The 24,147-nt window shown below is 38.3% G+C and carries 25 protein-coding genes and 1 pseudogene; 21 read left to right on the plus strand and 5 right to left on the minus strand.

Annotated features, from left to right (window positions below):
• Nucleotides 1–3: 3 nt before the first annotated feature.
• From GTQ43_RS36670 to GTQ43_RS36730, 13 genes are all read left to right on the plus strand, one after another.
• The gene (locus tag GTQ43_RS36670) at nucleotides 4–942 is read left to right on the plus strand and encodes a class I SAM-dependent methyltransferase (RefSeq protein ID WP_094344420.1); all 939 of its coding nucleotides are present in this window, start codon (nucleotides 4–6) and stop codon (nucleotides 940–942) included.
• A gap of 109 nt (nucleotides 943–1,051) precedes the next feature.
• Nucleotides 1,052–1,789, plus strand: a complete 738-nt coding sequence (locus tag GTQ43_RS36675) for a class I SAM-dependent methyltransferase (RefSeq protein WP_265277597.1) — start codon at nucleotides 1,052–1,054, stop codon at nucleotides 1,787–1,789.
• A 1-nt stretch (nucleotide 1,790) separates the two neighbouring features.
• Nucleotides 1,791–3,026 carry a lipopolysaccharide biosynthesis protein gene (locus GTQ43_RS36680; protein WP_265277598.1) on the plus strand — a complete coding sequence of 412 codons (1,236 nt, stop codon included), beginning with the start codon at nucleotides 1,791–1,793 and terminating at the stop codon, nucleotides 3,024–3,026.
• 11 nt (nucleotides 3,027–3,037) lie between these two features.
• A complete protein-coding gene (locus GTQ43_RS36685; RefSeq protein ID WP_265277599.1) occupies nucleotides 3,038–3,832 on the plus strand; it encodes a class I SAM-dependent methyltransferase in 795 nt (264 codons plus the stop codon).
• A gap of 22 nt (nucleotides 3,833–3,854) precedes the next feature.
• Nucleotides 3,855–4,205 carry a class I SAM-dependent methyltransferase gene (locus tag GTQ43_RS36690; RefSeq protein ID WP_265277600.1) on the plus strand — a complete coding sequence of 117 codons (351 nt, stop codon included), beginning with the start codon at nucleotides 3,855–3,857 and terminating at the stop codon, nucleotides 4,203–4,205.
• 23 nt (nucleotides 4,206–4,228) lie between these two features.
• Nucleotides 4,229–5,425, plus strand: coding sequence for a glycosyltransferase family 4 protein (locus GTQ43_RS36695; protein ID WP_265277601.1), 1,197 nt, complete (start codon nucleotides 4,229–4,231; stop codon nucleotides 5,423–5,425).
• 59 nt (nucleotides 5,426–5,484) lie between these two features.
• The gene (locus GTQ43_RS36700; protein WP_265277602.1) at nucleotides 5,485–6,915 is read left to right on the plus strand and encodes a hypothetical protein; all 1,431 of its coding nucleotides are present in this window, start codon (nucleotides 5,485–5,487) and stop codon (nucleotides 6,913–6,915) included.
• Between the two features lie 39 nt (nucleotides 6,916–6,954).
• Nucleotides 6,955–8,055 (plus strand): glycosyltransferase family 4 protein, encoded by a 1,101-nt coding sequence (locus tag GTQ43_RS36705; RefSeq protein ID WP_265277603.1) that lies wholly within the window; start codon nucleotides 6,955–6,957, stop codon nucleotides 8,053–8,055.
• A gap of 93 nt (nucleotides 8,056–8,148) precedes the next feature.
• Nucleotides 8,149–10,017 carry an asparagine synthase (glutamine-hydrolyzing) gene (asnB, locus tag GTQ43_RS36710; RefSeq protein WP_265277604.1) on the plus strand — a complete coding sequence of 623 codons (1,869 nt, stop codon included), beginning with the start codon at nucleotides 8,149–8,151 and terminating at the stop codon, nucleotides 10,015–10,017.
• A gap of 9 nt (nucleotides 10,018–10,026) precedes the next feature.
• The gene (locus GTQ43_RS36715; RefSeq protein ID WP_094344429.1) at nucleotides 10,027–11,214 is read left to right on the plus strand and encodes a glycosyltransferase; all 1,188 of its coding nucleotides are present in this window, start codon (nucleotides 10,027–10,029) and stop codon (nucleotides 11,212–11,214) included.
• Nucleotides 11,207–11,968 carry an FkbM family methyltransferase gene (locus GTQ43_RS36720; RefSeq protein WP_265277605.1) on the plus strand — a complete coding sequence of 254 codons (762 nt, stop codon included), beginning with the start codon at nucleotides 11,207–11,209 and terminating at the stop codon, nucleotides 11,966–11,968. Before GTQ43_RS36715 ends, GTQ43_RS36720 begins: the two co-directional genes overlap by 8 nt.
• 6 nt (nucleotides 11,969–11,974) lie before the next feature.
• Nucleotides 11,975–12,808, plus strand: coding sequence for a glycosyltransferase family 2 protein (locus GTQ43_RS36725; protein ID WP_094344431.1), 834 nt, complete (start codon nucleotides 11,975–11,977; stop codon nucleotides 12,806–12,808).
• A gap of 18 nt (nucleotides 12,809–12,826) precedes the next feature.
• Nucleotides 12,827–14,041 (plus strand): glycosyltransferase family 4 protein, encoded by a 1,215-nt coding sequence (locus GTQ43_RS36730; RefSeq protein WP_265277606.1) that lies wholly within the window; start codon nucleotides 12,827–12,829, stop codon nucleotides 14,039–14,041.
• Between the two features lie 505 nt (nucleotides 14,042–14,546).
• Here GTQ43_RS36730 and GTQ43_RS36735 read toward each other — a convergent pair.
• On the minus strand, nucleotides 14,547–15,116 hold the full coding sequence (locus tag GTQ43_RS36735) for a Rieske 2Fe-2S domain-containing protein (protein ID WP_265277608.1): 570 nt from the start codon (nucleotides 15,114–15,116) through the stop codon (nucleotides 14,547–14,549).
• A gap of 289 nt (nucleotides 15,117–15,405) precedes the next feature.
• Between GTQ43_RS36735 and GTQ43_RS36740 the strand changes: the two are divergent.
• The 5 genes and pseudogenes from GTQ43_RS36740 to GTQ43_RS36760 all read left to right on the plus strand — a co-directional run.
• Nucleotides 15,406–16,014: pseudogene (locus GTQ43_RS36740) on the plus strand (dicarboxylate/amino acid:cation symporter); the annotation flags it as partial.
• A 508-nt stretch (nucleotides 16,015–16,522) separates the two neighbouring features.
• A complete protein-coding gene (locus GTQ43_RS36745) occupies nucleotides 16,523–16,804 on the plus strand; it encodes a hypothetical protein (RefSeq protein WP_265277609.1) in 282 nt (93 codons plus the stop codon).
• Nucleotides 16,805–17,471: 667 nt separating this feature from the next.
• Nucleotides 17,472–17,672: a CopG family transcriptional regulator gene (locus GTQ43_RS36750; protein WP_265277610.1), complete on the plus strand. Its 201-nt coding sequence runs from the start codon at nucleotides 17,472–17,474 to the stop codon at nucleotides 17,670–17,672.
• A 210-nt stretch (nucleotides 17,673–17,882) separates the two neighbouring features.
• On the plus strand, nucleotides 17,883–18,161 hold the full coding sequence (locus GTQ43_RS36755) for a UPF0175 family protein (RefSeq protein WP_265277611.1): 279 nt from the start codon (nucleotides 17,883–17,885) through the stop codon (nucleotides 18,159–18,161).
• Complete coding sequence (locus GTQ43_RS36760; RefSeq protein WP_190965449.1) at nucleotides 18,158–18,643, plus strand: DUF3368 domain-containing protein; 486 nt, start codon at nucleotides 18,158–18,160, stop codon at nucleotides 18,641–18,643. The genes GTQ43_RS36755 and GTQ43_RS36760 overlap by 4 nt, the downstream gene beginning before the upstream one ends.
• A gap of 158 nt (nucleotides 18,644–18,801) precedes the next feature.
• Here the strand turns inward: GTQ43_RS36760 and GTQ43_RS36765 are convergent, their stop codons facing one another.
• From GTQ43_RS36765 to rpaB, 4 genes are all read right to left on the minus strand, one after another.
• Nucleotides 18,802–18,993, minus strand: coding sequence for a hypothetical protein (locus GTQ43_RS36765; RefSeq protein ID WP_265277612.1), 192 nt, complete (start codon nucleotides 18,991–18,993; stop codon nucleotides 18,802–18,804).
• A 26-nt stretch (nucleotides 18,994–19,019) separates the two neighbouring features.
• Nucleotides 19,020–19,619: a glycosyltransferase gene (locus tag GTQ43_RS36770; protein WP_265277613.1), complete on the minus strand. Its 600-nt coding sequence runs from the start codon at nucleotides 19,617–19,619 to the stop codon at nucleotides 19,020–19,022.
• A gap of 259 nt (nucleotides 19,620–19,878) precedes the next feature.
• Nucleotides 19,879–20,241: a glycosyltransferase gene (locus GTQ43_RS36775; protein ID WP_265277614.1), complete on the minus strand. Its 363-nt coding sequence runs from the start codon at nucleotides 20,239–20,241 to the stop codon at nucleotides 19,879–19,881.
• Nucleotides 20,242–20,456: 215 nt separating this feature from the next.
• Complete coding sequence (gene rpaB, locus GTQ43_RS36780; protein ID WP_265277615.1) at nucleotides 20,457–21,227, minus strand: response regulator transcription factor RpaB; 771 nt, start codon at nucleotides 21,225–21,227, stop codon at nucleotides 20,457–20,459.
• A gap of 1,117 nt (nucleotides 21,228–22,344) precedes the next feature.
• Here rpaB and GTQ43_RS36785 point away from each other — a divergent pair.
• Genes GTQ43_RS36785 through GTQ43_RS36795 form a run of 3 tightly spaced genes read left to right on the plus strand, consistent with a single transcriptional unit; the run spans nucleotide 22,345 to nucleotide 24,105 of the window.
• Entirely contained in the window at nucleotides 22,345–22,761 is a 417-nt protein-coding gene (locus tag GTQ43_RS36785) for a XisH family protein (protein WP_265277616.1), read from the plus strand.
• Entirely contained in the window at nucleotides 22,749–23,084 is a 336-nt protein-coding gene (locus tag GTQ43_RS36790) for a XisI protein (protein ID WP_265277617.1), read from the plus strand. The genes GTQ43_RS36785 and GTQ43_RS36790 overlap by 13 nt, the downstream gene beginning before the upstream one ends.
• A gap of 4 nt (nucleotides 23,085–23,088) precedes the next feature.
• Nucleotides 23,089–24,105, plus strand: coding sequence for a tyrosine-type recombinase/integrase (locus GTQ43_RS36795; RefSeq protein ID WP_265277618.1), 1,017 nt, complete (start codon nucleotides 23,089–23,091; stop codon nucleotides 24,103–24,105).
• Nucleotides 24,106–24,147: the final 42 nt, after the last annotated feature.

The following is a 24,147-nucleotide window of genomic DNA, read 5'->3' on the forward strand; positions in this document are numbered from 1 at the left end:
ATTATGGAAAATTACTATAATATCTCTTGGTTAGAGCAAGATAAATTACATAAGACAAGCATACTTAAGCGTCTATTTTATTTTTTTAGTCGTCCTTTACTTTCTATATATGCTAGTCAATTTTTATCAACACAGACTCTAAAAATTCTTCAGCCATCTCTCGTACTTCCAGGACGTGGAATGCCTTTAGAAACTCGTCGTCTTTGGGGAGCAGCTTTGTGCAAAACTAGAGAAGCTACTATCCTTGTTCAAGGAACTGGAACTGGCTGGGATGTCATTTCTTGGGCAAGGTTAAAGCCTAAAAAAATTATCGCAACTGACTTATTTGAATTCAAAGATTCTTGGAGTGAAATCACTAATTATTGTAAAAAAATATTAAATGTTGAAATTGAGTTTTCTCAATCTCCTTTGGAAGATCATTCATTCATCAAAGATGAATCAATAGATTTATGTGCGTCAGATGCAGTTTTTGAACACTGTCAAGATTTAAAATCAGTTCTCAAAGAATCATTTCGCGTTTTGAAGCCAGGAGGAATTTTATATGCGACTTATGGGCCTCTGTGGTTTTGTGCTGGCGGCGATCATTTTTCAGGAAGGGGTGGTTTACAAAATTGTTTTAACCATTTATTGCTAGATTCTGAACAATATATGAAATACTTTCTCTCATTTTTACAAACTAATGAAGATTTTCAAAGTGGAGGACGTTATGTTGAACTTGATTTATTTTCACATTTAAGTAGTAAAGAATACTGTGAACTTTTTCAAGAAGTAGGCTTCCAAATAAAAGATTTAATTCTTCAATTAGACCCTAAGTCTTTAGCCTTTAAAACTGAGTTTTCTGAAATATTCAGGCAATTATGTAATAAATATACTAATAAATATGAAGATGATTTTTTAATTAGTGCTAATCTAGTCCGCTTGCTAAAACCATCTAGTAGTTAATTAATAAAAATTACATTAATCTAGATCCACTTGAAAGCATTTTATCTAGCTACGGCTCATTTTTTCTTGCCATCCAAGCAAATGCAAATATATTACAGTGGGTAGATAAATGAACTATCGTCAACGCCTCTATGATAATTACGTTTCAGCAAATAAGCAATTTCAGCGCGATTTAAATCCCAATCCCTATAAGCAGGATGACCGGAATATAATAAACCTGCAATACGCTATGAGTAATTGGTTAAAGGAAATTCCTCGAAACGGTAAAGTTTTGGATGTTGCTTGTGGATCTGGTAATATTCTCAGTTTACTCCAAATTGAGGGGTTTACTGACTTATATGGGGTAGATATAAGTCCAGAACAAGTTAATATTGCTCGTCAGCAGTTTTCTCAAGTTATTTGTGCTGATGCGATTGAATATCTATTGCAAAACCCAAATAAGTTTTCTCTAATTACAGGCTTTGATATATTGGAACACTTTAATAAAGATGAAGCAGTTAAATTTTTGGATGCTATATACTCTGCTCTAGTTCCTGGTGGTCGTCTGATTTTGCAACTGCCCAATGGTGATTCACCACTCTCCGGTGGTGTGGTCTATGGTGACTTAACTCATGAAGTAACTTATACATCTGTCAGTTTAAAACATATACTTTTAGCCTGTAGTTTTGGACATGTCCAATTTCAAGAACATGGACCGCAACCAACCTCTTTAAAAGGTGTAGTTAGATTTGGAATCTGGGGTGTAATCAGGCAAATAATCAAGCTAATTCATTTTGTAGAAACTGGAGGTATTTCAACAGGAATTTATACAAGAGTTATGCGTGCTTATGCTGTGAAGGCTAATTGATATGCCTAAACATCTTTTTAAGATATTAGACAAAGTTACTCCCGGAGCATCGCGTAGTCTTGGCTGGGAAATTCTGATGTCTGCTCTCTCATTTCCTGCTTCTATATTGCTTAATCGCACATTAGGTGCTGAAGACAGAGGTTTACTTGCATTAGTGATACTTGTTCCATCAACTATTTTTGTTTTAGGTAGCTGTCAATGGGACAGGTTGCTAAAAGGTTTAATTACCTCAAAACAAATTTCACCTAGAGAAGCGTGGCGTAGAACTACATATTATGCTTGTTGGCTTTCTGCAATATTTATCCCAGTTGGAGTATTTGCCAGCCTAGCTTTTGATAAAATTCCAGAAAATGCTCGTTGGCTCAGTATTATATATAATGCAAATTTCCCCATATATTTCCTCGGTGGCTGTCTATCTGCAATTTACGTCGCTGCTGGTAATATTGATGGACAATATTTAATGCGAATAGGATTACAAGGTAGTTATCTACTTTTAATATTTGCTTTACTGTTGACAAACTTTATATCTGTTAAAGCAGTAATATTTATTTATATTGCTATCCATACTATTTCTTTAGGAGTGGGCTGGCTTAAAAAAGATCACATAATTACAGGAGAAATTTGTAAAGAAAGACCTCCCCTAGCTCCTCTTTTTCATGCTTTTTTGCCTTATTCACTAGAATCATTCTCCACAAGAATTGATATATGGGCTTTTTCTATCTTTGGTTCCTTGGTGAGTCTTGGTCATTATACAGGAATCACTGCACTCATGTTACCAGTCGGCTTGGTATCAAATGCCTTAACTAGTGCTAGTACAGCAAAATTAGATTGGACACAGCCTGATATAGTACGTCGTTATCTAATGAAAACAGTCAGTGTTTTATTATGCCTTTTGTTAGTTCTGGTTATAGGAGGAATCTTATTAGGTTCTTCTTTAATGAAGTTACTTTTGGGAAGAAGTTTCGAGGGTGGCGAGTGGATGATTCCTTGGATTGCTGTTATTGTTGTGGGGCAAGCTGCCGCGATGCAGTTTCATTCTGCTTTGCAACTATCAGGTGCTTTCAATGCTTATTTAATAATTCAAACAATAGAACCATTCTTGCGGTTGATAATTGTCTTGGTTTTAGGAATGTGGTTGTCAGAATTGGGAATTATATTAGGTATAACAGTCTCTTTTTCCTTAAAAGCAGCAGTATGTATTTACTTTCATAAAAGGTTAGAAATGAAACCTATATAGCGGAGGATTTAATGATGAACACAAATTATTATGATGCTAGTGAAGCTTGGAAACAAGAGTTAGACCATGAAGGATATGAACATCACTGCTACTCAGCAGAAGATTTGAGAAAAATTAAGCGTCTTGGTCGAGTTTGGCAAAAAATATTACAAATTACACAACTACCATCACCTGCTCGCTTATTTGAGTTAGGGTGTGGGGGAGGAATTCATCTATCGAAGTTAGCCCTGAATGGATTTGAAGTTCATGGAATTGATGTATCCAATGGCGTGGTTGCAAGGGCGCAGAATTATTTAGAAGAAGTTAGTAAATTTCAACCTATCAAAGCGAGTGTCGAAGTTGCCAACATTTTTGATTATCAAAGTTCTGAGTCCTATGATATGTGCTTTCATGTTGGAGTAATAGAACATTTCTTAGAGCTTTCACAACGACAGCAAATTTGGGATAAACTTTATTCCCTAACTAAACCCAATGGCTGGATTGTATCAGTAGTTCCCTGTGGTAAACATTTTATGAGAAAAATAATAAGGGATAAACGCTTAGGTGGTTACAACATTCCTGAAATTGATTATAGTTGTGCTTCCCACCGCAAAGAATTTGAGCATATTGGATTGACTTCTATTCATACTCTTTCTCATAACTATTTTCCTTTTCTTGCTGTACATCCTTCTAGATTAATTTCTCAAATATTGTATCCTCTCTTGTTTATAGGAGGAAATATATTAATGCCTCATATTCCTCTTTCTGAATCTGTCAAGGAAAGATGTGCTGCATCACTTATAGTGATAGGGAAAAAAATACTTTAATAAAAAACCCTTGGAGGCTTGAATGATAAGAAAAGATGTAAAATTACAACGCAAATATTATACGGATACAGCAGAGCAATACGACGAGATACATGGTGGTGAAGATAGCGCACATGATACTGCTCTAAAGTATATTTCGACCTTTATGGATCTTTTAGAAGTAACTACTGTTCTTGATGTAGGGTGTGGAACAGGACGTGGTGTCAAGTACTTCCTTGATAAGTATCCCGACTTAAAAGTTATTGGAGTGGAGCCTGTCCAAGCATTAATCAATCAAGGTATAAAAAAAGGTATCAGTTCTGAATTACTGATTTGTGCAGAAGGTGAGTCTCTACCTTTTAATGATGGGAGTTTTGATTCCGCAGTAGTTTAAAAATTTCAGCAAAAAAGTAAAGCATGAGAATTTCAATTGTGGCTGGTGGGAGATGGCACGCTTTTGACCTAGCAAGAGAACTGCATTCAGCAGGTGTTTTACATCGTTTAATCACCAACTATCCTAAATACAAAACCCGCAAATGGGGAATACCAGATGATAAAGTAGTCAGCTTGCCTTTAACTCTTTTATTAGGGAAAGCCATCCACCAGATAGGTCAAGAAAAATTGATGATGAAATCCCAAGCCTTACTCCATAATTTATTTGCTAAAGCAGCAAGTAGATACCTAGAAGGCAGCACCCTAATACACGGCTGGTCAAGTTTTTCTGAGCCTGCTTTGCACTGGGCAAAACGGAATAAGATACCCTTTTTGTTAGAACGTAGTTCTTCTCACATGAAGGTGCAATGTCAACTATTGAGGGAAGAATACCAGCAGTTAGGTTTGCATTGGGCAGAAACACACCCAGAGATTGTAGCTCAGGAATTACGAGAGTATGAAATGACAGACAAGGTTACAGTGCCAAGCTTGTTTGTAAAACGTAGTTTCCTTGCTCAGGGTTTTTCTGAAAAACGCCTAGTCCATAATCCTTTTGGTACGAATCTTAAAACCTTTTCGCCTGGAAAAAAACATGATGACGTGTTTCGCATTATCTATGCTGGTTCTTTAAGTGTACGTAAGGGCATTCATTATCTAGTTCAAGCCTTTATGCAGGCAAATATACCAAATAGCGAACTATGGTTGGTTGGTGGAGTTGCTACGGAAACCTCTCGTTTATTAACAGGAGCAGATGAACGAATTAAATTGATTGGTCATGTACCACAGGCAAAATTAGTGGATTACTACCGCAATAGTAGTGTTTTTGTGATGGCGAGTATTGAAGAAGGTATGGCAATGGTTCAATTACAAGCTCTTGCGTGTGGCTTGCCCTTAATTTGTACAACTAATACTGGTGGCGAAGATTTACTAAGAATATCTGGTGTGCAACCAGTCAAATTAGACATAGGTATAGAAGAGTATCCTGCTGGATATTTAGTACCTGTAAGAGATAGTCAGGCGATCGCCACCTGTTTAAAAAACCTAGCTAATAATTCCCAACTCCTCCAAACTAAACGAGAGGCAGCTCTATCTATTCGCAAGACTAGCACAGGATTAGATTGGAACAATTACGCTAAACGGGCGATCGCCACCTATGAAAATCTACACAATCAACAAGTGTAGATTTTAGTGCCTTTGGTAGTCTAATAAGACTGATACTTACTTCGCTATGTAAATCTTCAATGTATATAAAAGCATCTATTTTTCTTATTATAAATGTAATTGTTTTGATAGTTTGTGTTTTTCTAGGATTGCCTGAACTATCTCTAGGTTTATTAGCTTTCATTCCTTTATTTTTAATTATTTACATATCAGTTTTATCTAAAAGTGTAGAATTGCGATTACTGTCTATTGCTCATATGACAGGCCAATTTTTTTGCTGGGTAATTGGCTTTTTAGGCTGTTTTTACATACTCCCATCAATAGGATATCAAATTGGTAAATATACAATCGTTACCATGATTTTGATTAACTTGGTCATGTGGGCTAGTTTGATAGGAAGTTTAATAGCTGTAAAGTTTAGGGTTTTGCCAGAAAGAGAAATTCTATTTTTACCATTATCAGATAAGTTAACCCATAGTGGAGTTATAATTACAGGTATTGTTTTTATATTAACTTCAATTTTTAATTTGATCTTTGGTTATTATGACGCTAGGTATGTAATAGGAGGAAGTCTTTCATCTGATTCACCGCTTTACTTTCTTGGTGGTATCAGTACTTTGCAATATCTCTTTTTCTTTCTTCTAGGAACTCGTCTAGAAGTACCACTTATTTCACAGAAAAATTTTCCTTACCTATTTGCTATATCTTTGACAGTGATATTGTCTAGTATGACTGGAGGAAGAGAGCCAGTAATTCGCGCAATTATTTTCTTCTTTATAGGGAACATTTATGGAGGAAAAATAAAGTTTTCACTTCTTAGAAAACTTTTATTATTTTTAATTCCATTTCTTTTAGCCTTTACCATTGTTTTGGGATATGCTCGTGCAGATCAAAGATTTTATAACGGTAATTTTAGTGATCGACTGTCCACTATTTCGCAAGTAATGCTAGGTAAGATTGAATTTCAAGGGAATGAATATGATGATCCTGTATTTGCATTATTAACCCGGATCACAGAACCAACAGGACAATTAGTGATTGATGGTGTTGTTGATAGCCAAAGATATATTGGCTTCCAGAACTTTGAAAGAATTTTCAGCATTTTCATACCAAAATTTGTTATGGGAGAAAAATTGCCCCTAGATGATGGAGCAGAAAGATTACGAGATAATTACGGTGTGAATATTACCGAATTTACATCTGCGCCAATAACATTTATGGCTGACTCCTTTGAGCGAGGTGGTTATTTGATGGTTTTCTTCGCCTCGTTAATCCTATCTTGTTGGTTAACTTGTGTAGGACGTTTTCTCAGTTTCATCAAACAACCTCTACTTAAATCAGCTTTGTTATGTTCTTTTTCCTTTGTATGCTTGCGTCTTTATACTCCATCAATTCTTGGTGTAATAAGCACGGTTACTTATTCATTGCTGCGAGACTTTATCTTGATAAATTTGCTAGTCTTTCTCATATATTTTAGTCTCCAACTATCTTTTAAAGGTCAAACCAAGTAAGTAGTCAGTTAGTCAGTCATAAATTATCTATAGAATATTATGAAAATCCTCTATTTTGTGACAGATGCCTTTGGAGGGCGCGGGGGGATCTCACAGTACAACCGAGACTTTATTAACTCTCTCTGTAGTGGCGACAATTGTGAGAAAGTGGTCGCCATTCCCAGAAAAAAACTTGTCGATCACATTGAAATTTTGCCCCAAAAACTAACATATATTACATCAGGAATAGAAGGTAAGTTAGCTTATATTGGTGCCATTTTTCACACCATCAGAGCCAATCCCAAATTCGATTTAATTGTCTGCGGTCATCTTTATATGCTGCCGCTTGCCTGCTTAGTTAAACTGTGGACAAAAGCGCCTATACTCCTAGAAATCTATGGCATCGAAGCCTGGAAGCCTCATAGCAACATAGTCAACTATTGTCTTCCAGCAGTAGATTTTGTTGTCTCTATCAGCCAAATTACATTGGATCGCTTTCAATCCTGGGCAAATATACCCAAGGTGCAACAATTTTTACTGCCAAATGCCATCGCTCTTGAACAGTATGGACACGATGATAAAAATTCTGAACTTACTTCCCAATATGGACTCAAAGATAAGATAGTTCTAATGACATTAGGACGTTTGGACTCTTATGAACGATATAAGGGGTTTGATGCAGTAATCGAGTTACTGCCTAAGTTGAACGAAATAATTCCTAATTTAGCCTACTTAATAGTGGGAGAAGGATGTGATAGAGAGAGATTAGAAGAGAAAGTGCGATCGCTTAATCTTCAGGGACAAGTGATTTTCACAGGATTTATTTCTGAAGCCAAAAAAGCCGACCACTATCGCCTAGCAGATGTTTATGTAATGCCGAGTAAGGGAGAAGGATTTGGCTTTGTTTTTTTAGAAGCAATGGCTTGCGGTATTCCCGTAGTTGCGAGTAAAGTTGATGGCAGTCGTGAGGCAGTACGAAATGGTTTACTAGGCATTCTTGTTAATCCTGATGATCCAGAAGAAGTAAAGGCGGGAATTTTAGAAGCGTTGAAGCGACCTAAAGGAGTAATACCCCAAGGATTAGAGTATTTTTCCTATGAAAATTTCGAGCGGAGGTGTCACAATATTTGCGACCAAATATTGCAAGTATCTAGCAGATGAAAAATTTTATCGATTGGAATTCAAGAATCACTCAACAACTCTGCTCAAAATCACAGTTATGCTGTTCAATCTACCAATCAAATCCTTAAAAATATGTGCGGTATATACGGCTATATCGGTAGAGAAGACTTTAATTCATCAAATATATTAGCTGCTCTGCATCATCGAGGCCCTGATTCCCAAGGTACATGGCAAAGAACTGTAGGAGCAAACCAGATTCACCTACTGCATACTCGTCTGGCAATTCTTGACCTTAGTCCTGCGGGGCACCAGCCTATGGTAGATCCAAAAACGGGTAATGTGATTATTTTTAATGGGGAAATTTATAACTTCTTGGAATTACGCCAAGAATTAAAAGCACACGGTGTAGAGTTTATCTCTCATAGTGATACAGAAGTTTTGTTATTAGGTTATCGTGTCTGGGGTGAGCAAATAGTGGAACGCCTAGACGGTATGTTTGCTTTTTTATTATTTGACTCTATTCAACAACGCCTGTTAGTAGCACGGGATCACATTGGAATTAAACCACTATACTATGCTCAAACTCGCGGCGGAGGCATTGCTTTAGCATCGGAAGTACGAGCATTAATGAGGTCTGGATTAGTAGCAACAGGCTGGGACGAACAGAGTATCTATGAGTATTTAATATATGGCAGCGTTCAAGAGCCACGTACTATCCGACAAACGATTAAAGCTTTTCCCCCTGCTCATTATGCTTATATTGATTTGCGGACAGACTTAGCCACTATATCTACCCCAATTCGTTATTGGAATTTAGCTCAACACGCACACAATCACATAAGAGAACCGACTGACACAAGTCATACCGAAGTTTTGCTACATACTCTCAAAGAGCAGATTATTGCTGATGTTCCTGTGGGTTTATTTTTGTCAGCCGGAATAGACAGTACAGTGCTTGCTAGTATGTTAGCTCCAGTTATGCAAGGTCATCTCTCTACTTTTACCTTCGATTTACAAGACTCTACTAGAGATGAGAGTAACTTGGCAGCTATGACTGCAAAGAAACTCCAGCTCAAACATTATGTAGCCTACCTATCTCAAGAAACACTAAATACTTGGTTAGTTGATAGCTTTACAGCAATGGATCAACCCTCATCAGATGGTACAAATACTTATCTTATTTCGAGAGCTTCATTAGAACACGGCATAACCGTTGTTCTTAGTGGTTGTGGTGCGGATGAGTTACATGGTGGCTATCCTCATTTTGCTTCCATAGCAAAGTTATATCAACTAGGAAAGTATTTAGGTGATATGAAGTCTCTACTTCTGCCTTGGATAGAAAATATCAAGGGCTGGCATAAGCATTCTATTTATCAAGAAAGATTAAATCTTTTATTCCAGCAAATAGATTCGCCTTCCAGAATGTTAAGAGAAACGCGGCGTTTCTTTACCCCTAATCAAATATCTGCCTTTTTGCCCGTAGCACCAGATTTTTACAATCTAGTGGCAAATTGGGATGATGAAACAGACAGCAAACTCAATCTTGATGTGGAAACTTTAATTTCTCTTGGTGAAATTAAAGGCTACCTAAAAAATACCTTACTAAGAGATAGCGACTGGGCGACAATGGCGAATCAGCAAGAATTACGCATACCCTATTTAGGTAGGCGCTATATGGAAAAAGTAATTCAAATTCCTTGGAGTCATAAACGAACAACTAAAAAAAACAAAAAACCCCTTTTATCTAGTCAGATTCCGCCAACCTTACAGCACGCTCTGCACCGTCAGAAAACAGGCTTTGATTTAGATTATGCAATGTATTTAAGCGGCCCTCTACGAGACTGTTTACACGCAGCTTTTACTCACCTTAATCAAGCTCACGGCTTTCAGCTGAATGCCGACCAAGTAGAACATGATTTAAAAATTGGCGACCCGGCAAAACAAGTTCGTCGTTACTGGGCGCTGACGAGCCTTGGGTTTTATCTACAAAAGCATAGCTAGGTAATAATAATGCAAAACCAACTCAAGATTCTACACTACATCCCTGTTTACGCCCCAGCTTGGCAATTCGGTGGCCCTGTACTTAGCGTTAGCCAACTTTGTGAAGGATTAGCCGCCCTTGGTCATGAAGTAGAAGTGTTTACTTCTAATGCTGGGTTAAATAATCAATTAGAATTGCCCCTCAACCAGACAGTCATCCGTAATGGAGTCAAAGTCACATATTTTCAGCAAGAACCAGGAATGGGTATTCATTGTCCAGGTATGGAGCAAGCAGTAACAGCAAGAGCCAGGGAATTTGACATTATCCATATCACAGGTGTTTGGCAGCGTACCAGTGGAGCCGCCTGCAAAGCAGCCAAAAATCAAGGTGTTCCCTATGTTGTTTCGCCTAGAGGCGCACTTGGTCCTTACTCCTGGCAGCAAAAAACAGCTAAAAAAATACTGTATTATTTATGCCAAGAACGCTTCAATGTGACAAATGCAGCTGCTGTCCACTACACTAGCAACCAAGAATTACAAGAGTGTCTTTGGCTAAAACTACCGGGAAAATCTTTTATCATTCCCAACGGCTTAAACACTGAGTTTTGGCAACCTGCTTTAGAAGAAGCAAAAATATGGCGTAAATCTCAAAACCTTAGTGAAGATGACTTTATACTTTTGAATGTAGGCCGTCTCCACCACAAAAAAGGGTTAGATTTATTACCTCAAGCTTTAGCACCCTTACAACATCTCAACTGGCGGATGATTTTTGTCGGTGGCGATGATGATGGCACTAAAGCAAAACTAAAGCAGCAGTTTCAAGCAGCAAACCTATCAGACAGAGTTATGTTTCTAGAAAGTTGCGAACCTAAGAAACTCCCAGCCATATACTCTGCTGCTAATTTGTTTGTCTTGCCCAGCCGTCATGAAAATTTTGGTAATGTCGTTGTCGAGTCTCTAACCTGTGGATGTCCGGTTTTAATTTCCGACAAAGTAGGGCTACATGATGAGGTAGCTGAAGGTGGCGTGGGGTGGGTGCGTTCTAGAGTTGCATCAGAGTGGACTGAGGCTATTGGGGAATTGATTGAATTTCCCAGTAAAATCCAAACCCTAATATTTAAATCCAGAGCATGGATAGAAAATCTTTTCTCCATTGATAAAACTTCCCTACACACAGCAAATTATTATATTCAGATTAGACATAAACATTATGCTTAGTAATTTATATCGTTTCTATAAGGAATTATTGCTAGTTAAAAATTTTCTACCTTTACCTTTATATATACGTTGGATATCAGGAATAACAAAATATTTCAATACTTTAATAAAAACCAAAAGTTTAGGACTATTGGATAAAAGTTTAAATGAATCATTTAGTATAAATTTTAACGGAAAAAAACTTTATTTCAATAATCTTGATTTTGGAGTTATACGTGAAATATATGGACATTTATGTTACGTTCAGTTAGGTAAATTAAAAGATGCAAAACACATACTGGATTTAGGAGCAAATGGTGGAGCATTTACAATATTTGCACTTGCTGAAGCACCTCAAGCACAAGTTTATGCAGTAGAAGCACAATCAGAATTTGTCAATATTATTAAACATAATGTTAAACAAAATTTATACGAAAATCGTCTAGAAGTTAAATGTGCTGTAGTTGGTGGATTTTATGATGATTGGACACAATCATTACTGAAATTAAATCCTCAAATACAAGAATTTAATATTTATGAATACATAGAAGGTGTGGGAACTTGTGATTTTTTAAAATGTGACGTTGAAGGGGGTGAATTCCATTTATTTCAAGGAGATTTATATTGGACTCAATCTGTTAGAAGTATGGCATTAGAATATCATCCAAATAAAGGTGATGTAGATGAATTAGAGAAAATTTTACAATCACAGGGCTTTATAGTGAAACGAGCAGAACACACAAACCTTGGTTACTTCTATTGTACAAGAGAATAGCTACCTATGAATTCAGATATTTGTGCAGTTATTCTTACTAAGAATGAAGTTTGCAATCTTAATCGATGTATAGATTCTTTACAGTGGTGTCAAGAAATTGTTGTTATAGACTCAGGTAGTACTGACGGAACAATACAGTTGGCAGAATCATTAGGAGCCAAAGTTTTTACCCATATTCAAACTCCACCTTTCAAAATTGCTGAACAGCGCAACTGGACATTACAAAATTGTAAGTTAAATAGTGAATGGGTATTATTTATAGATGCTGATGAAGTTATTCCATCCAATTTAGCAACAGAAATTCAGCATATATGCTCTGCCAGTAATCAGCAATATAATGCTTATGAACTGCCTGCACGTTATATATTTTGGGGTAAATGGCTCAAGCTTACACAAGGATATCCTAATTGGCATTCCCGTTTACTAAAGCTAGGAGAAGTCACTTTTACAGGTGGGGTTTGGGAACACTTTTGTTCAGGTTGTAAAGTTGGTAGAATTAATATTCCTTACGAGCATTATGCCAATTCTAAAGGATTTGGAGATTGGTTAGAACGACACGATCGCTATTCTTCTTGGGATGCCCAAAAAACTGTAGAATTTCTGGAAACAGGCAAAGCATCTGCTCTAGGAACTGAACGAAAACTAAAACTTAGATTATTGGCAGCTAAACTTTGGTTTTTGCGTCCCATTGTCAGATTTATACAAATGTATTTTCTTCGGTTAGGTTTTTTAGAAGGAATAACGGCTCTTATTTTCTGTCTACTCTATGGTATGTATGAATTTATGATAGTACTCAAAATCATAGAACTGAGACGTAAAAAATCTGGATTACCTCTTTGATAATTCCACAATAAATACATGGAAGAAATTACAATAATCACTCAATATTTCTACCCTAGCCATGCTGCTACTGCCCAACTCATGACCGACTTAGCCAAAGGGCTTTCCCAAAAAGGCTATAAAATAAATGTATTCACAGGTACTCAGACAAACAATACTACACCTGAATTATCAAATCAAGTCACAATCTACCGTGCATTTTCTCCCATCACAACCAGCACTAGTATTTTGAGTAAAGTGATTAGCTCAATGTTTTTTCTTTTAGGTGCTTTGAAATATGTAATATTTTCACTACATCATACAACTCCTCTATTAATTGCTTCTAATCCACCATATTCCGGTCTTTTAGGTACTATTTTTAAAATTATTCGCGGTGGAAAATATCATTTTTTACTCCAAGACATATTTCCAGAATCTGCTGTAATGTCTGGCATTATTCAGCAAAATAGCTTTTTAGTTGTTTGTTTTAGTAAATTAATTTATTTAAGTTATAAATATGCTGATAACATTATAGTCCTCAGCACTTCCATGCAGTATTTTTTGGAAAATAAATATCCTGAGTTAAAACCAAAAATTAAAGTAATTGAGAATTGGGCAGTGGAAGATATTATTGGTTGTGATAAACAAGCAAATGATTTTGCTCAACAGTATAATCTTGATAAGGTTTTCACAGTTTTATACTCAGGCAATTTGGGTAGACTGCATGATATACATACCATTGCTGAAGCGGCTAATATACTGAAAAATGCTCCTATTCAGTTTGTCTTTATTGGTGATGGGGCTAAAACACAAGTTTTAAAGCAAGCAATTCAATCTCATAAACTAAAAAACATACTCTTATTACCTTACCAACCCAGAGAAATACTCCATCTCTCTCTTACCGCTTGTGACCTTTCACTGGTCAGCCTAATAGCAGGGGCAGAATCAATAGTGGCTCCTTCTAAACTCTACGGTATGTTAGCAGCAGGAAGGGGAATTATTGCTATTTCCTCAGCAAACTCATATATTGACCAATTATTAACAAATTCCGATTGTGGTATTAATACCCCTCCTAATAACCCTCAACACCTTGCCGATTTAATCAATGAATTAGCTAGTGATAGCACAAGAGTTAAGTTGATGGGAGATAAAGCACGTCAAATCTACAAAAGCAAATATACTTTCAACCGGGCGCTCGCTGAATACCAAAAGATACTAAACGATCCCCATCGACACGCTTCCCACAAGACATAGAGAATGATGTTGACTACCTCCCAAATATTCACTTTCCAATGCACGATACATAGGCATTTTATTTCTTGGATCTCTCTTTAGCAAAAGCCGTTTGGCGCTGTTCGTCAGATATGGAGTTTAGACTAAAGGGAAAATATTTTGCTTCTATCCAGATTCTAAAACATCACTATTGTTAATACGGTCTTACTTGTTGTAAATATTTATATTGTACTGAAGCTAGTTTTTAGCGATCGCACCTTTTTTGCCCAACCTCACAAAATCGCGTTGCTCCCTTTGGGAGTTGATTTGGAATAATACTCGTCCTAAATATCAACTGGGACGAGTTTTATTTTTCCAAACCGCATAGCCTTCTCTAAATAGCTTTGTCTGGAGATAACGTACAAGTGTCTATTGGCGCTTTCAAACTACAGATGCACGGAGAAAAATGGAGCGCTTATATCCGACTGTTTGACCCAGCAAAGTAGCCTTGGCAGACTACTAGGGAATCTAATTTCAGATTGATAGGTTAATGAGGATCTACAGCAGGTTTGTGATCGACTAAACGAACTTGGTTTTGCTTGACTACTATCGTGATTAATGGTAGAGAACGTTTTGCTGGGCCATGAACGACTCGACCCTGAGAATCGTATTGAGATCCATGACAAGGACAAATAAAGTGATTCTTCTCAAGATCCCACTCAACTGTACATCCTAAATGGGTACAAGTTGGATTGATAGCGTACTCAGCAATCTTTGGCCCGTCTTGAATGATCAGATAATCAACGCTATTGTTTGGCAAGCCTTTTACAAGAATCGGAATTCCAGGCTTTGCGGTTGTCAATAGTGCATTAGTTTCAATTTTTTTGCCGTCTTTGTCCAGTGCCTCAGATCCGGGAAGATAATTTTCACAGCGCGAATTTTTTGGATACAGCGAGCAAAGGGTTTCTAAGCCGATCTCACGACTTTGGCTGACTTTGGGAAATAGGTATCCGATCGCTACTGATGCGACTGTACCACCTAGCGTGTAAGTTAAAAAATCCCGGCGCGTTTTTATCCTAGCTGGAATTTTGCCATTAGTAGAATAATTTTCTTTCATGACCCGATTTACCAAGAAAGGTCTACTAATATACTAAGGTGCGAATCGCAATGACGAATGCGATTCCAGATCGATTAATTGAGTAATCACCCAAAAATAGAGTTGAAGAAGGCAGAAGGCAGGAGGCAGAGGGCAGTCCCATAGTTGGATTAATCAAGAGATTCAAATTATCCCTACAGATAAGCGCAAACTTGTAACAACCCATGATGCATTCCAATATTATCATTCTAAAAGGGGTTTAAAACCCCATCCCCAATGACAAAGCTTGTAATGCGATTGGGGTCTAAATATTGCTCAGAAAGGCTTTGCACCGTTTCAAACATTAGGTGCTTTTGTTCTAGCAGTCCTTTTGGGATTATTACTACAAGCTACTTATTACATCACCAGAGTCCAACTCGGTTCTTGGGTAAAGCCTCTCAACTTTCTTGCTGGTGGAACTGATGCCTTATTAACAGCTTTTTCCACTGCTTCCTCAACTGTAGCAATGCCCATCACCTTTGAGGTTTTACAAACTAAAATTGGCTTAAGAGAATTTTCTGCATCTTTAGGCGCTTTAGTTGGCACAAATTTCAATAATGATGGTACAGCCCTTTACGAAGCCATGTCTGCGCTGTTTATCTCCCAAGTCTTAGGATTACATTTGAATTTAGGACAGCAATTAGTTGTGATTCTAACTTCGATTTTTGCATCAGTTGGCGCTGCTGGAATTCCAGAGGCGGGGTTAGTAACAATGACACTGGTATTCAATTCCGTTGGCTTACCCAAGGAGTACATTGCTTTACTGCTGACTGTTGACTGGTTTTTAGATCGCTGCCGGACGGCAATCAATGTCATGGGTGATATGACTGTTAGTGCTTTGCTAGATGGTAAAAAGCCTCAGACTCTGGAGTCAGTTTAACTACTAAATTGATCTCTTACCTCAACTTGCTCTTCTGGTTTTTATACTATGGAATTACCTGTTTTATCAATACAAGTGTACTACAACTGGTGGCGAAAGACAAGCGATCGCTCTTAGAGCGGGGGGTACGCCATCGCACCCCCATTAGGGAATGGCACGCTTGTTAAGTACAAACCCTTGATATAACTGGATGAGAGGGTGTGGGGTTGCAGGTATTGGGGAATCAAGAAAATGTTGAACTCCTTGACGCAACTAAAGTTTAATTGTCTTAAACACGAACCTGCAACCCTACCCCCAACAAGATAGCCAAGCGCGAGGTTTCACGTTTTCAAGCGTGACATTCCATCATAGCTATTGTTAAATCCATTTCTACGGCGGGCTATTCGGTATCGTACTCTGCTCCTGTCCCTAAAAAGCAATCCACACCTATACAACAAATAAGCAAAATGTCTCTGATTCGCTGATAAGTTCTTGTATTCTGGGATATCCGTTCTTTGTGGAGAGCCGAATGATTCCTATAGATATGAAACGACTCATCAAAAAAAACCCTAACCCAGTTCGCAAGAAAACAGAAGTAATCCCACCACCGACTGAACCCATTGAGATTCCTGAGAGCCAAAATATTCCTGAAACAGTAATTGAACCAAATCCACCTGTGTACATTGAAGACTACGTTTCCGAATCCGAATACATTTCTGAACACTATCGCCCCCAACGCTCTGTAGGTAACTCCGGGTGGCAACCGTCTGAGGTGTGGCGCGAGTTGAGAGTTGATGATTTGTGTCGGTAAATTAAACTCTGACTGAATAAAAATTAATATATCATGCTAAATTACCTTCAAAAAAGCCATGAAACGCTTACTTGGCAACAAAATAAACATTATTTACTAGTTATTTATAGGGTTTAGCACTGATTCGGGCTTTTGAGCTTTATTGTCGAGCTTAGTTTTGATGTCTAACTAATAATTTGGCATAACAGCTACTGAAGAACCAAAATTATTAAACCTTAATGCTCCTAGAAAATTTTCTAGACACATTAAGGTTTCTTTAAATTATAGAGTAAAATATAGTGCTTGAATCAAAGTCAATATCCAGAGTAGTTAATCAATTTCACCTTTGGGTAAAGAGGAAATGAATATTAGATGCAATTGTATGAAGATAAGGTTTACTAAATTCAATTGGCAATACTTGCTGATTATATGCCTCTTGATTGGCTAACTTCGATTGCGCTTTGCTTAACAATATTTACAAAAAATGTAAGCTCGTTTCAAATGTTTTAAATTTCATATAGATGATTTATCAGTGAAGTTTTAGATTATAAGTAAATACCCTGGAGAAGATGTGCTAAAAATAGTTTTACGGCAAGTATGCTGTGGTTAACATCTATATATTTGTTAAGTATTGCACTTGGCATTTAAAGTCTAAATAATTTATTAAATTTGATCAATAGAGCAAGTCATGAATAAAAAATGGGCTGTCAAACGAATCACAATAAATCTTGCATCTGCTGAAAGCGAAAAACTTGAAAAATATTGTGCAAGTACAGGTAGACCTGCAACTGATGTGATTCGAGAGTTGATTCGCTCTCTGACAATAACCGAGTTGTCAGCATCGGAACAGCCTCAACCAGTGCCACAGTCGGTCGCTTCAAGCGGATAATAGGTGAATTCAAGCCTTATCAGACCTTGCTCAAAGCCTGACTACACAGAACACCCACCCAGAACAACCCACTGACTCGTAGAGTTTTTACGTCAATCCCCCTTAGTTGGAATCGCCGAATAACTCGACTTTAGCCGATAGAAAAACGATATATTATATAATATCAACCCTGTTGAAAATGAAACATTACAAAGAAAATATTCTGGAATTATGACTAAAGTAGAATTTACTATTTCCGTTCATTCTGTTAATAATACCATTAGAGAAGAAGCAGAAACTAAAGCCAAAGAAGCTTATGTGATGACTCTACTTAAATATGGAGAAATTAGCAGTGGTAAAGCTAGTCAATTACTAGGAATTCCTAGACTAGACGTAATAGATTTAATGTCTAAGCATGAAATATCCCTGTTTGATGATAGTATGACTTTAGAGGAATTTCAGCAAGAAGTTAATCAAGCAAAAGTGAAATTACAAGGCAATAATCTATGATTGTTGTCTCAGATACAACCCCATTAAGTGAACTTTCTAAAGTTGGTAAATTAGACTTGCTTCAGGCTGTTTTTGGTAGAGTAATAATTCCTCAACAAGTCTATGCAGAATTAACAACGGGGGATCATCCCGCAGTTTTAGCTGTAAAATCAGCCTTATGGCTAGAAGTTCTTTCTATAAGTAATAACCAACTCATTGAACAATTACAATTAGAAACCGACTTGGATTTAGGAGAATGTTCGGCAATTATTTTGGCAGAAGAATTAAAAGCAGATCAACTTTTAATTGATGAAAAAGCTGGGAGAAAAGTTGCTATTAGTAGAGGCTTGCCAATTATTGGTTTAGTTGGAGTGATTATCTTAGCAAAAGAGCAAGGATTGATTGATAATGTCAAGAATATTTTAGATGATTTAATGAGTAAAGGAACAAGAATCAGCCCAAAAATTTATGATTATGCTCTGATTACAGCAAGAGAAATTTAAAACAATCTGACAATGAACCTATCCCCAAGTGACTGGCTAGAAAATATCATCTAGTTACCAGACCGATAAGCCTGACGGCATGGCTACGCTTACCGCCTACAGTAGGACATGAGCTAATGGAGACGCTAGCGCGAACGGCGATCGCATATACGCACTCATTACTGTTCATCCCGCAACCACTCTAACCCAGTTCTCAGTGCTGCCTCCGCCGTGTAATAAATCTTTTGTTCCCCGAATATCCCACCCGTGCGGCTGATGATACGGAATTCCCAGCAATGCCCTGGCGTGTAAAAAACCATTAGTATACTGCCGTTGATACAAACAACCGTATCAACTTTAACTTGTGACATTTGCTGCTGTTGTGGGTGTAATGATTTTACCCAATCAAACCCAAATGCCGATGGAATGCTTCAACAGCATTCGCCACACCATCTTCACCCCTAATCTTCTCACCCAACTCTTGTGCTTTCTCCCGCATCACCTCATCGCCCAATACGATTTCAATCGCTGCTGCTAAAGTTTTATCTGACACTTTCTTGTACGGTATCGGCGCAGGGCTGACTCCCAACCGAGTTAACTTTTCACCCCAAACTGGCTGATCTGCAAAAAAGGGTACGGTAACTGATGGTGTCCCCGCACGTAACACTGCTGCCGTTGTACTAGCTCCTCCGTGATGTACTACTGCTGGTACTTGAGGAAATAACCAATCATGCGGAACTTCCTTGATCACAAACACTCGTAGCGAATCTTTTATATTCACCGTTCTTCCAACGTCGCCCCAGCCTGACAATATAATCCCGCCTTGATGTGTTTTCTTTAAGGCTTCTACGATGTAATGTGTGAGATATTCTGGATTGGGCATCGTCATGCTGCCGAACCCAAAACACAAAGGTAATTGCTTTCGCCCAAGAAAATCCTCTAGTTCGATAGGTGGCTCGTATTCGGAGGCTTGGTCAATAAACCAGAAACCAGTCACATACGCCCAATGCGGCCAGTCACGAGGTTTGGGATTACGTGCGAACTAAACCCGTACAATACAGGGATTCGTGATAGATTTGCTGGAGTCTTCCGTCTGAAGCGTCTGCCCAAATATGGCAAAGGTGGCAATTTCAAAGTTTCTGTTCTGAAGTGATTGAGCAGTTGACGATATCTTTGCCAGTGCAAAAACTCTACTAGCAAGTAGCTGCCATAGTTGATTAATTTCTTTAGCGGGTTTTTAGTTGTTTGAGCAAATTTCAAAAACCCAAACATCCCTGTGGAGTCAACGGCAGAACTGATGCAAAAAAGCAAGATACGCCTAATTTCTCTGCAATGTGATATCCAAAGGTAGCTAACGGCGTGTAGATAATTACCTCACTTCCCTGACACGCACTCCAAGCTGATTCCAACTGTTGAAGTAAAAGCTTATCTCCTTCTTCTTTTTTCAACTTTTCTCCCGCAATCAATCGCTGCCCTTGTTTCGATTGCAGAAACTCTTCCATATTGCCAGCGATTGGTGCAAACTTTAAATCGAACTGCCTCACAAAAGATGCAAAGTTTTCGTGTGTTGCGATTGTTACCTGATGCCCGCGCGTTTCAAGCCAATAGCCAAAGCACAATAGGGTTGCAAGTCTCCCCTTGAACCTACTGTTAGGATCGTAATCTTCAGTTTCCGGCTTGGTGCTATAGGTAGACTTTGGCTCAAATCTTTTTCCTGCTGAAAACTCCAGTATCCAAAAATTGTACTAATTTCCTGTACCTATCTATCAAGACACTACAATTAAGACAAAGAACTTCATCAACCTCAAACAACTGACATTTGGCAGTTTGATGATTAATGCTCTAGTTGAGCGACTCGTTGAAAAAAGTAACCACTTCCTCTTGCTGTGAGTATATATTCTGGATCTTCCGGGTCATCTTCTAACTTCGAGCGCAAACGTGAGATATGCACATCCACCACACGAGTATCTGCATGTTGTTCTGCACTATAACCCCACACTTGCTGCAATATTTCTCCACGGGTAAAAGATTTGCCTGGATAGCTCATCAATAACTCTAGTAAGCTGTACTCTAGACCTGTTAATAGAATCCGCTCACCTGCTTTGTAGACTTGTCGTTTATTGGTATCAATTTTGAGATTGTCTACAACCATTACTCCCAAATTAGAAATAGCAGCAGTAGTTGTTCTATCGTTTCTTCGTCGCAACAACGAGCGAATTCTTGACTCTAATTCCTTGGGAGAGAAAGGTTTTGCCATATAATCATCAGCCCCTAATTCCAGCCCAGTGATCCGATCTGCTACATCTCCCAAGGCTGTAAGCATGATAATTGGCACATCTGATTGTTTCCGTAATTCTTGACAGACACCGTACCCATCCAGCTTTGGCATCATCACATCCAGAACGATTAAGTCGGGAGTTTCTTTACGAAAAGCTGATAAAGCTTCTTCACCATCACTAGCTGTAACTACACTGTAGCCAATCATTTCTAACCGCGTCTGTAAAATCCGGCGGATGCTGGCTTCGTCATCTACTACTAAGATTGTGCCTTTCTCACCTGATAAGTTTCTCAACGCTGTTCCTAATGAGCGAAAACTCTTAACCATCTATTATCTGCTTATTAGGAGTTAAAAGCGCAAAACAATCTTAACCTACAGTCATGATGAAGAAGCGATCGCTTAATACTTACATCTGTGCAAAAATTATGCTGGACATCTACCCGAAAACAGATTTGTACACAATTAATAAATTCCTCAACAAGAGACTCGTATTTCCCATCGATTTGGTGTACCTTGTTAATTCTGTGCAAATTATTTATACCTAACTTCTCCCAAATTTACTCAGACAAATTTTAAGCCAATGCCTTCGAGAGAACAGCCAATGAAAACTTCTAAGGGACTTCCAGAAAATAAAAATCCTCCAGTACAATCGGTGGGCAATTCCGGCTGGCAAGTGTCTGATGTCTGGCGGGATATTCGGGTAGATGATTTTTGTAATTAAAGCAGACAATTTGTATTCCCAGACGGTTCTGCATCAAGGCGGTTGCAATTATCCATAATCCGAATCTTAGAGGAGGGACAGGCATCAAGCAAGGGAGAAAAGTTTTCCCGAAGGCATACTTGTGCAGCCTGCCCCTCTGTCTCTTAGCTAAACCAGTATTATGGCAACCGCCTGAGCAACTTTTGTAAACTATCTTTGCACTCAGTCAAAGCTATAGTTAATTGTGCCTATAATAAGTTACGGCTAATTATAACTAAAAGTTAGCACTTCACCTGTGTATTGCTTGACTTACGCATTATAAGCGATACCAGGGATAACCAAAATTCATCGGCAGCGCAATAGTTCTATTCCGTTGCCAACATGCCCTCTCCGCGATCGCATGTTGGTGGAAGTGTTGTATATCAAGGGAAGTAGTTTTAATCGTAGATTATATCGGATAAAAGATAAGGGTTACTTATTTTGTGTTGAACGTGCTATATTATTTTCAATTCGGAAGTAAGAATATATTCAAAACCTGTTTTCGATAAATAATTTCCGACGTAGTATAAAGGCTTTGGGCTACGTAATTGCTCAACTTATGCTTTCAAAGTTGCTCATTTTATCCTTACAGTGACAATGAGGGCAATGACGTGGAGTGTCCGCCTTTTTGCGATCGCTAGTCTGAGATCGCTTACAAAAATTAAGCCCTAGAATAGGGAATCGGTGTTCGGAAAGATATGGGGTATGCCAGCAAGAGATGTTTTTCACAATGCAGTCAAGCATGGATTAATTGCCAATGGATGGAAAATTACCCATGACCCATTGCCAGTTAGTTTTGAATTGGGGGATATGTATATTGATTTGGGTGCTGAAAAACTTTTGGCCGCCCAAAGAGGGGAGGAAAAAATTGCGGTAGAGATTAAAAGTTTTGTCAGAACTTCAGCAATCTACGAATTTCATACAGCATTAGGACAATTTATTAACTACCGTCTGGCACTTTCTGAGCAAGAACCAGAACGTACATTGTATTTAGCAGTACCAATTGATGCTTACAGTTCATTTTTTACAATTAGGCTCGTACAAAATATTATCCGCATTCATCAACTGAAATTAATAGTTTATAACCCAGAAACAGAGGAGATAGTGGAGTGGATAAACTAACACAGTATCGACAAATCGTGCAACAAATGCTACGTGAATATGCAGAAATTGGTAGTCCTGATCCAGATGTAGAAACACAAATAGTCTTTGATACTGAACGCGACCACTACCAATTGATGAATGTGGGTTGGAAAAATCAACGCCGCGTTTATGGTTGTTTTTTACACATTGATATTAAAGATGGTAAAGTCTGGCTGCAACACAATGGTACAGAATACGAAGTTGCTGAACAACTGGCAAATTTAGGAATTCCTAAGCAAGATATTGTGATTGGATTTCACTCTCCTTTTAAACGCCAGTTTACAGATTATGCAGTTAGTTAAGCCAATGAACTACAACACAGATTCTTTACCTGCAATCAAACTTATCTCTCTTGATGGTGAAAATCCATTGAATATTCAAGGAATTTGGAGTACAAAAACGTCTGCACCTACGGATATTCGGTGGGTAAAGGTACTGGAGTTTTTACGCAGCAATAACCTTGCACTCAATAGCCGCAAGCTTTATGAACGTGAACTGAAGCGTTTTTTGGCTTGGAGTGAGCTGCACTATCATGAACTGCGTCCACGTCATCTTGCGCTATATAAAGAATATCTCCGTGATGAAATACAGACTGATGTTGGTAAACCGCTTTCAAAAAGCAGCATTAATGCCGGAATTGCGGCACTCAAAAGCTTTTTCAAATGGATGTGCTACACGTATCCTGACATTATTGCTACTAATCCCACGCTGGGGATAAAACTGGAAAAAGTGCCGTTGCCACCAGCCCAGAGTTTAACCCCAGAAGAGATGGAACGGGTTTGGTCAGCATTAGAGTTATTGGGAGAAACAAAGCAACGAGATACAGCACTCGTTCACATTCTCAGTCATGGACTCCGGGCTGGAGAAGTTGTGCAGCTAAATGTTGGCTCATTTGATGGCAAGCTGCTGTTTTTACCAGACACCAAAACGAATGAACCACGCTTGGTTCCACTGCGAAAAGAGAGTCGGGAAGTTTTAGCAGAGTATTTGCGATCGCGAGAAGAAAACAGTGAAGTGTTAAACAGCGACTCCCCATTAATGATTTCACACCATGCTTCATACAAAGGTGAACGCTTGAGTTATCACGGCATTTACTTTGCTGTAGAAAAAATTGGTGAAATAGCTCACATTGAGGATTTGCACCCTCACTCCTTTCGCCACACCTATGCCACTGACTTATTGCTATTGGGAGTTGACCCCAGCCATGCCCGTAAGCTGACTGGACATCAAAGCGAGAAAGCGTTTCGGCGCTATACTTTACGGAGTGAACAAGAGGCGGCGATCGCAGCTTACTATCGTGCAATCGGTGAAGAAGCGGAGTAAGGTATGCCAAAGCCACTCGATCCCAAGTGTCAGTTATGCTCC

Source organism: Nostoc sp. KVJ3 (assembly GCF_026127265.1).
In the GTDB taxonomy this organism is placed as follows: domain Bacteria; phylum Cyanobacteriota; class Cyanobacteriia; order Cyanobacteriales; family Nostocaceae; genus Nostoc.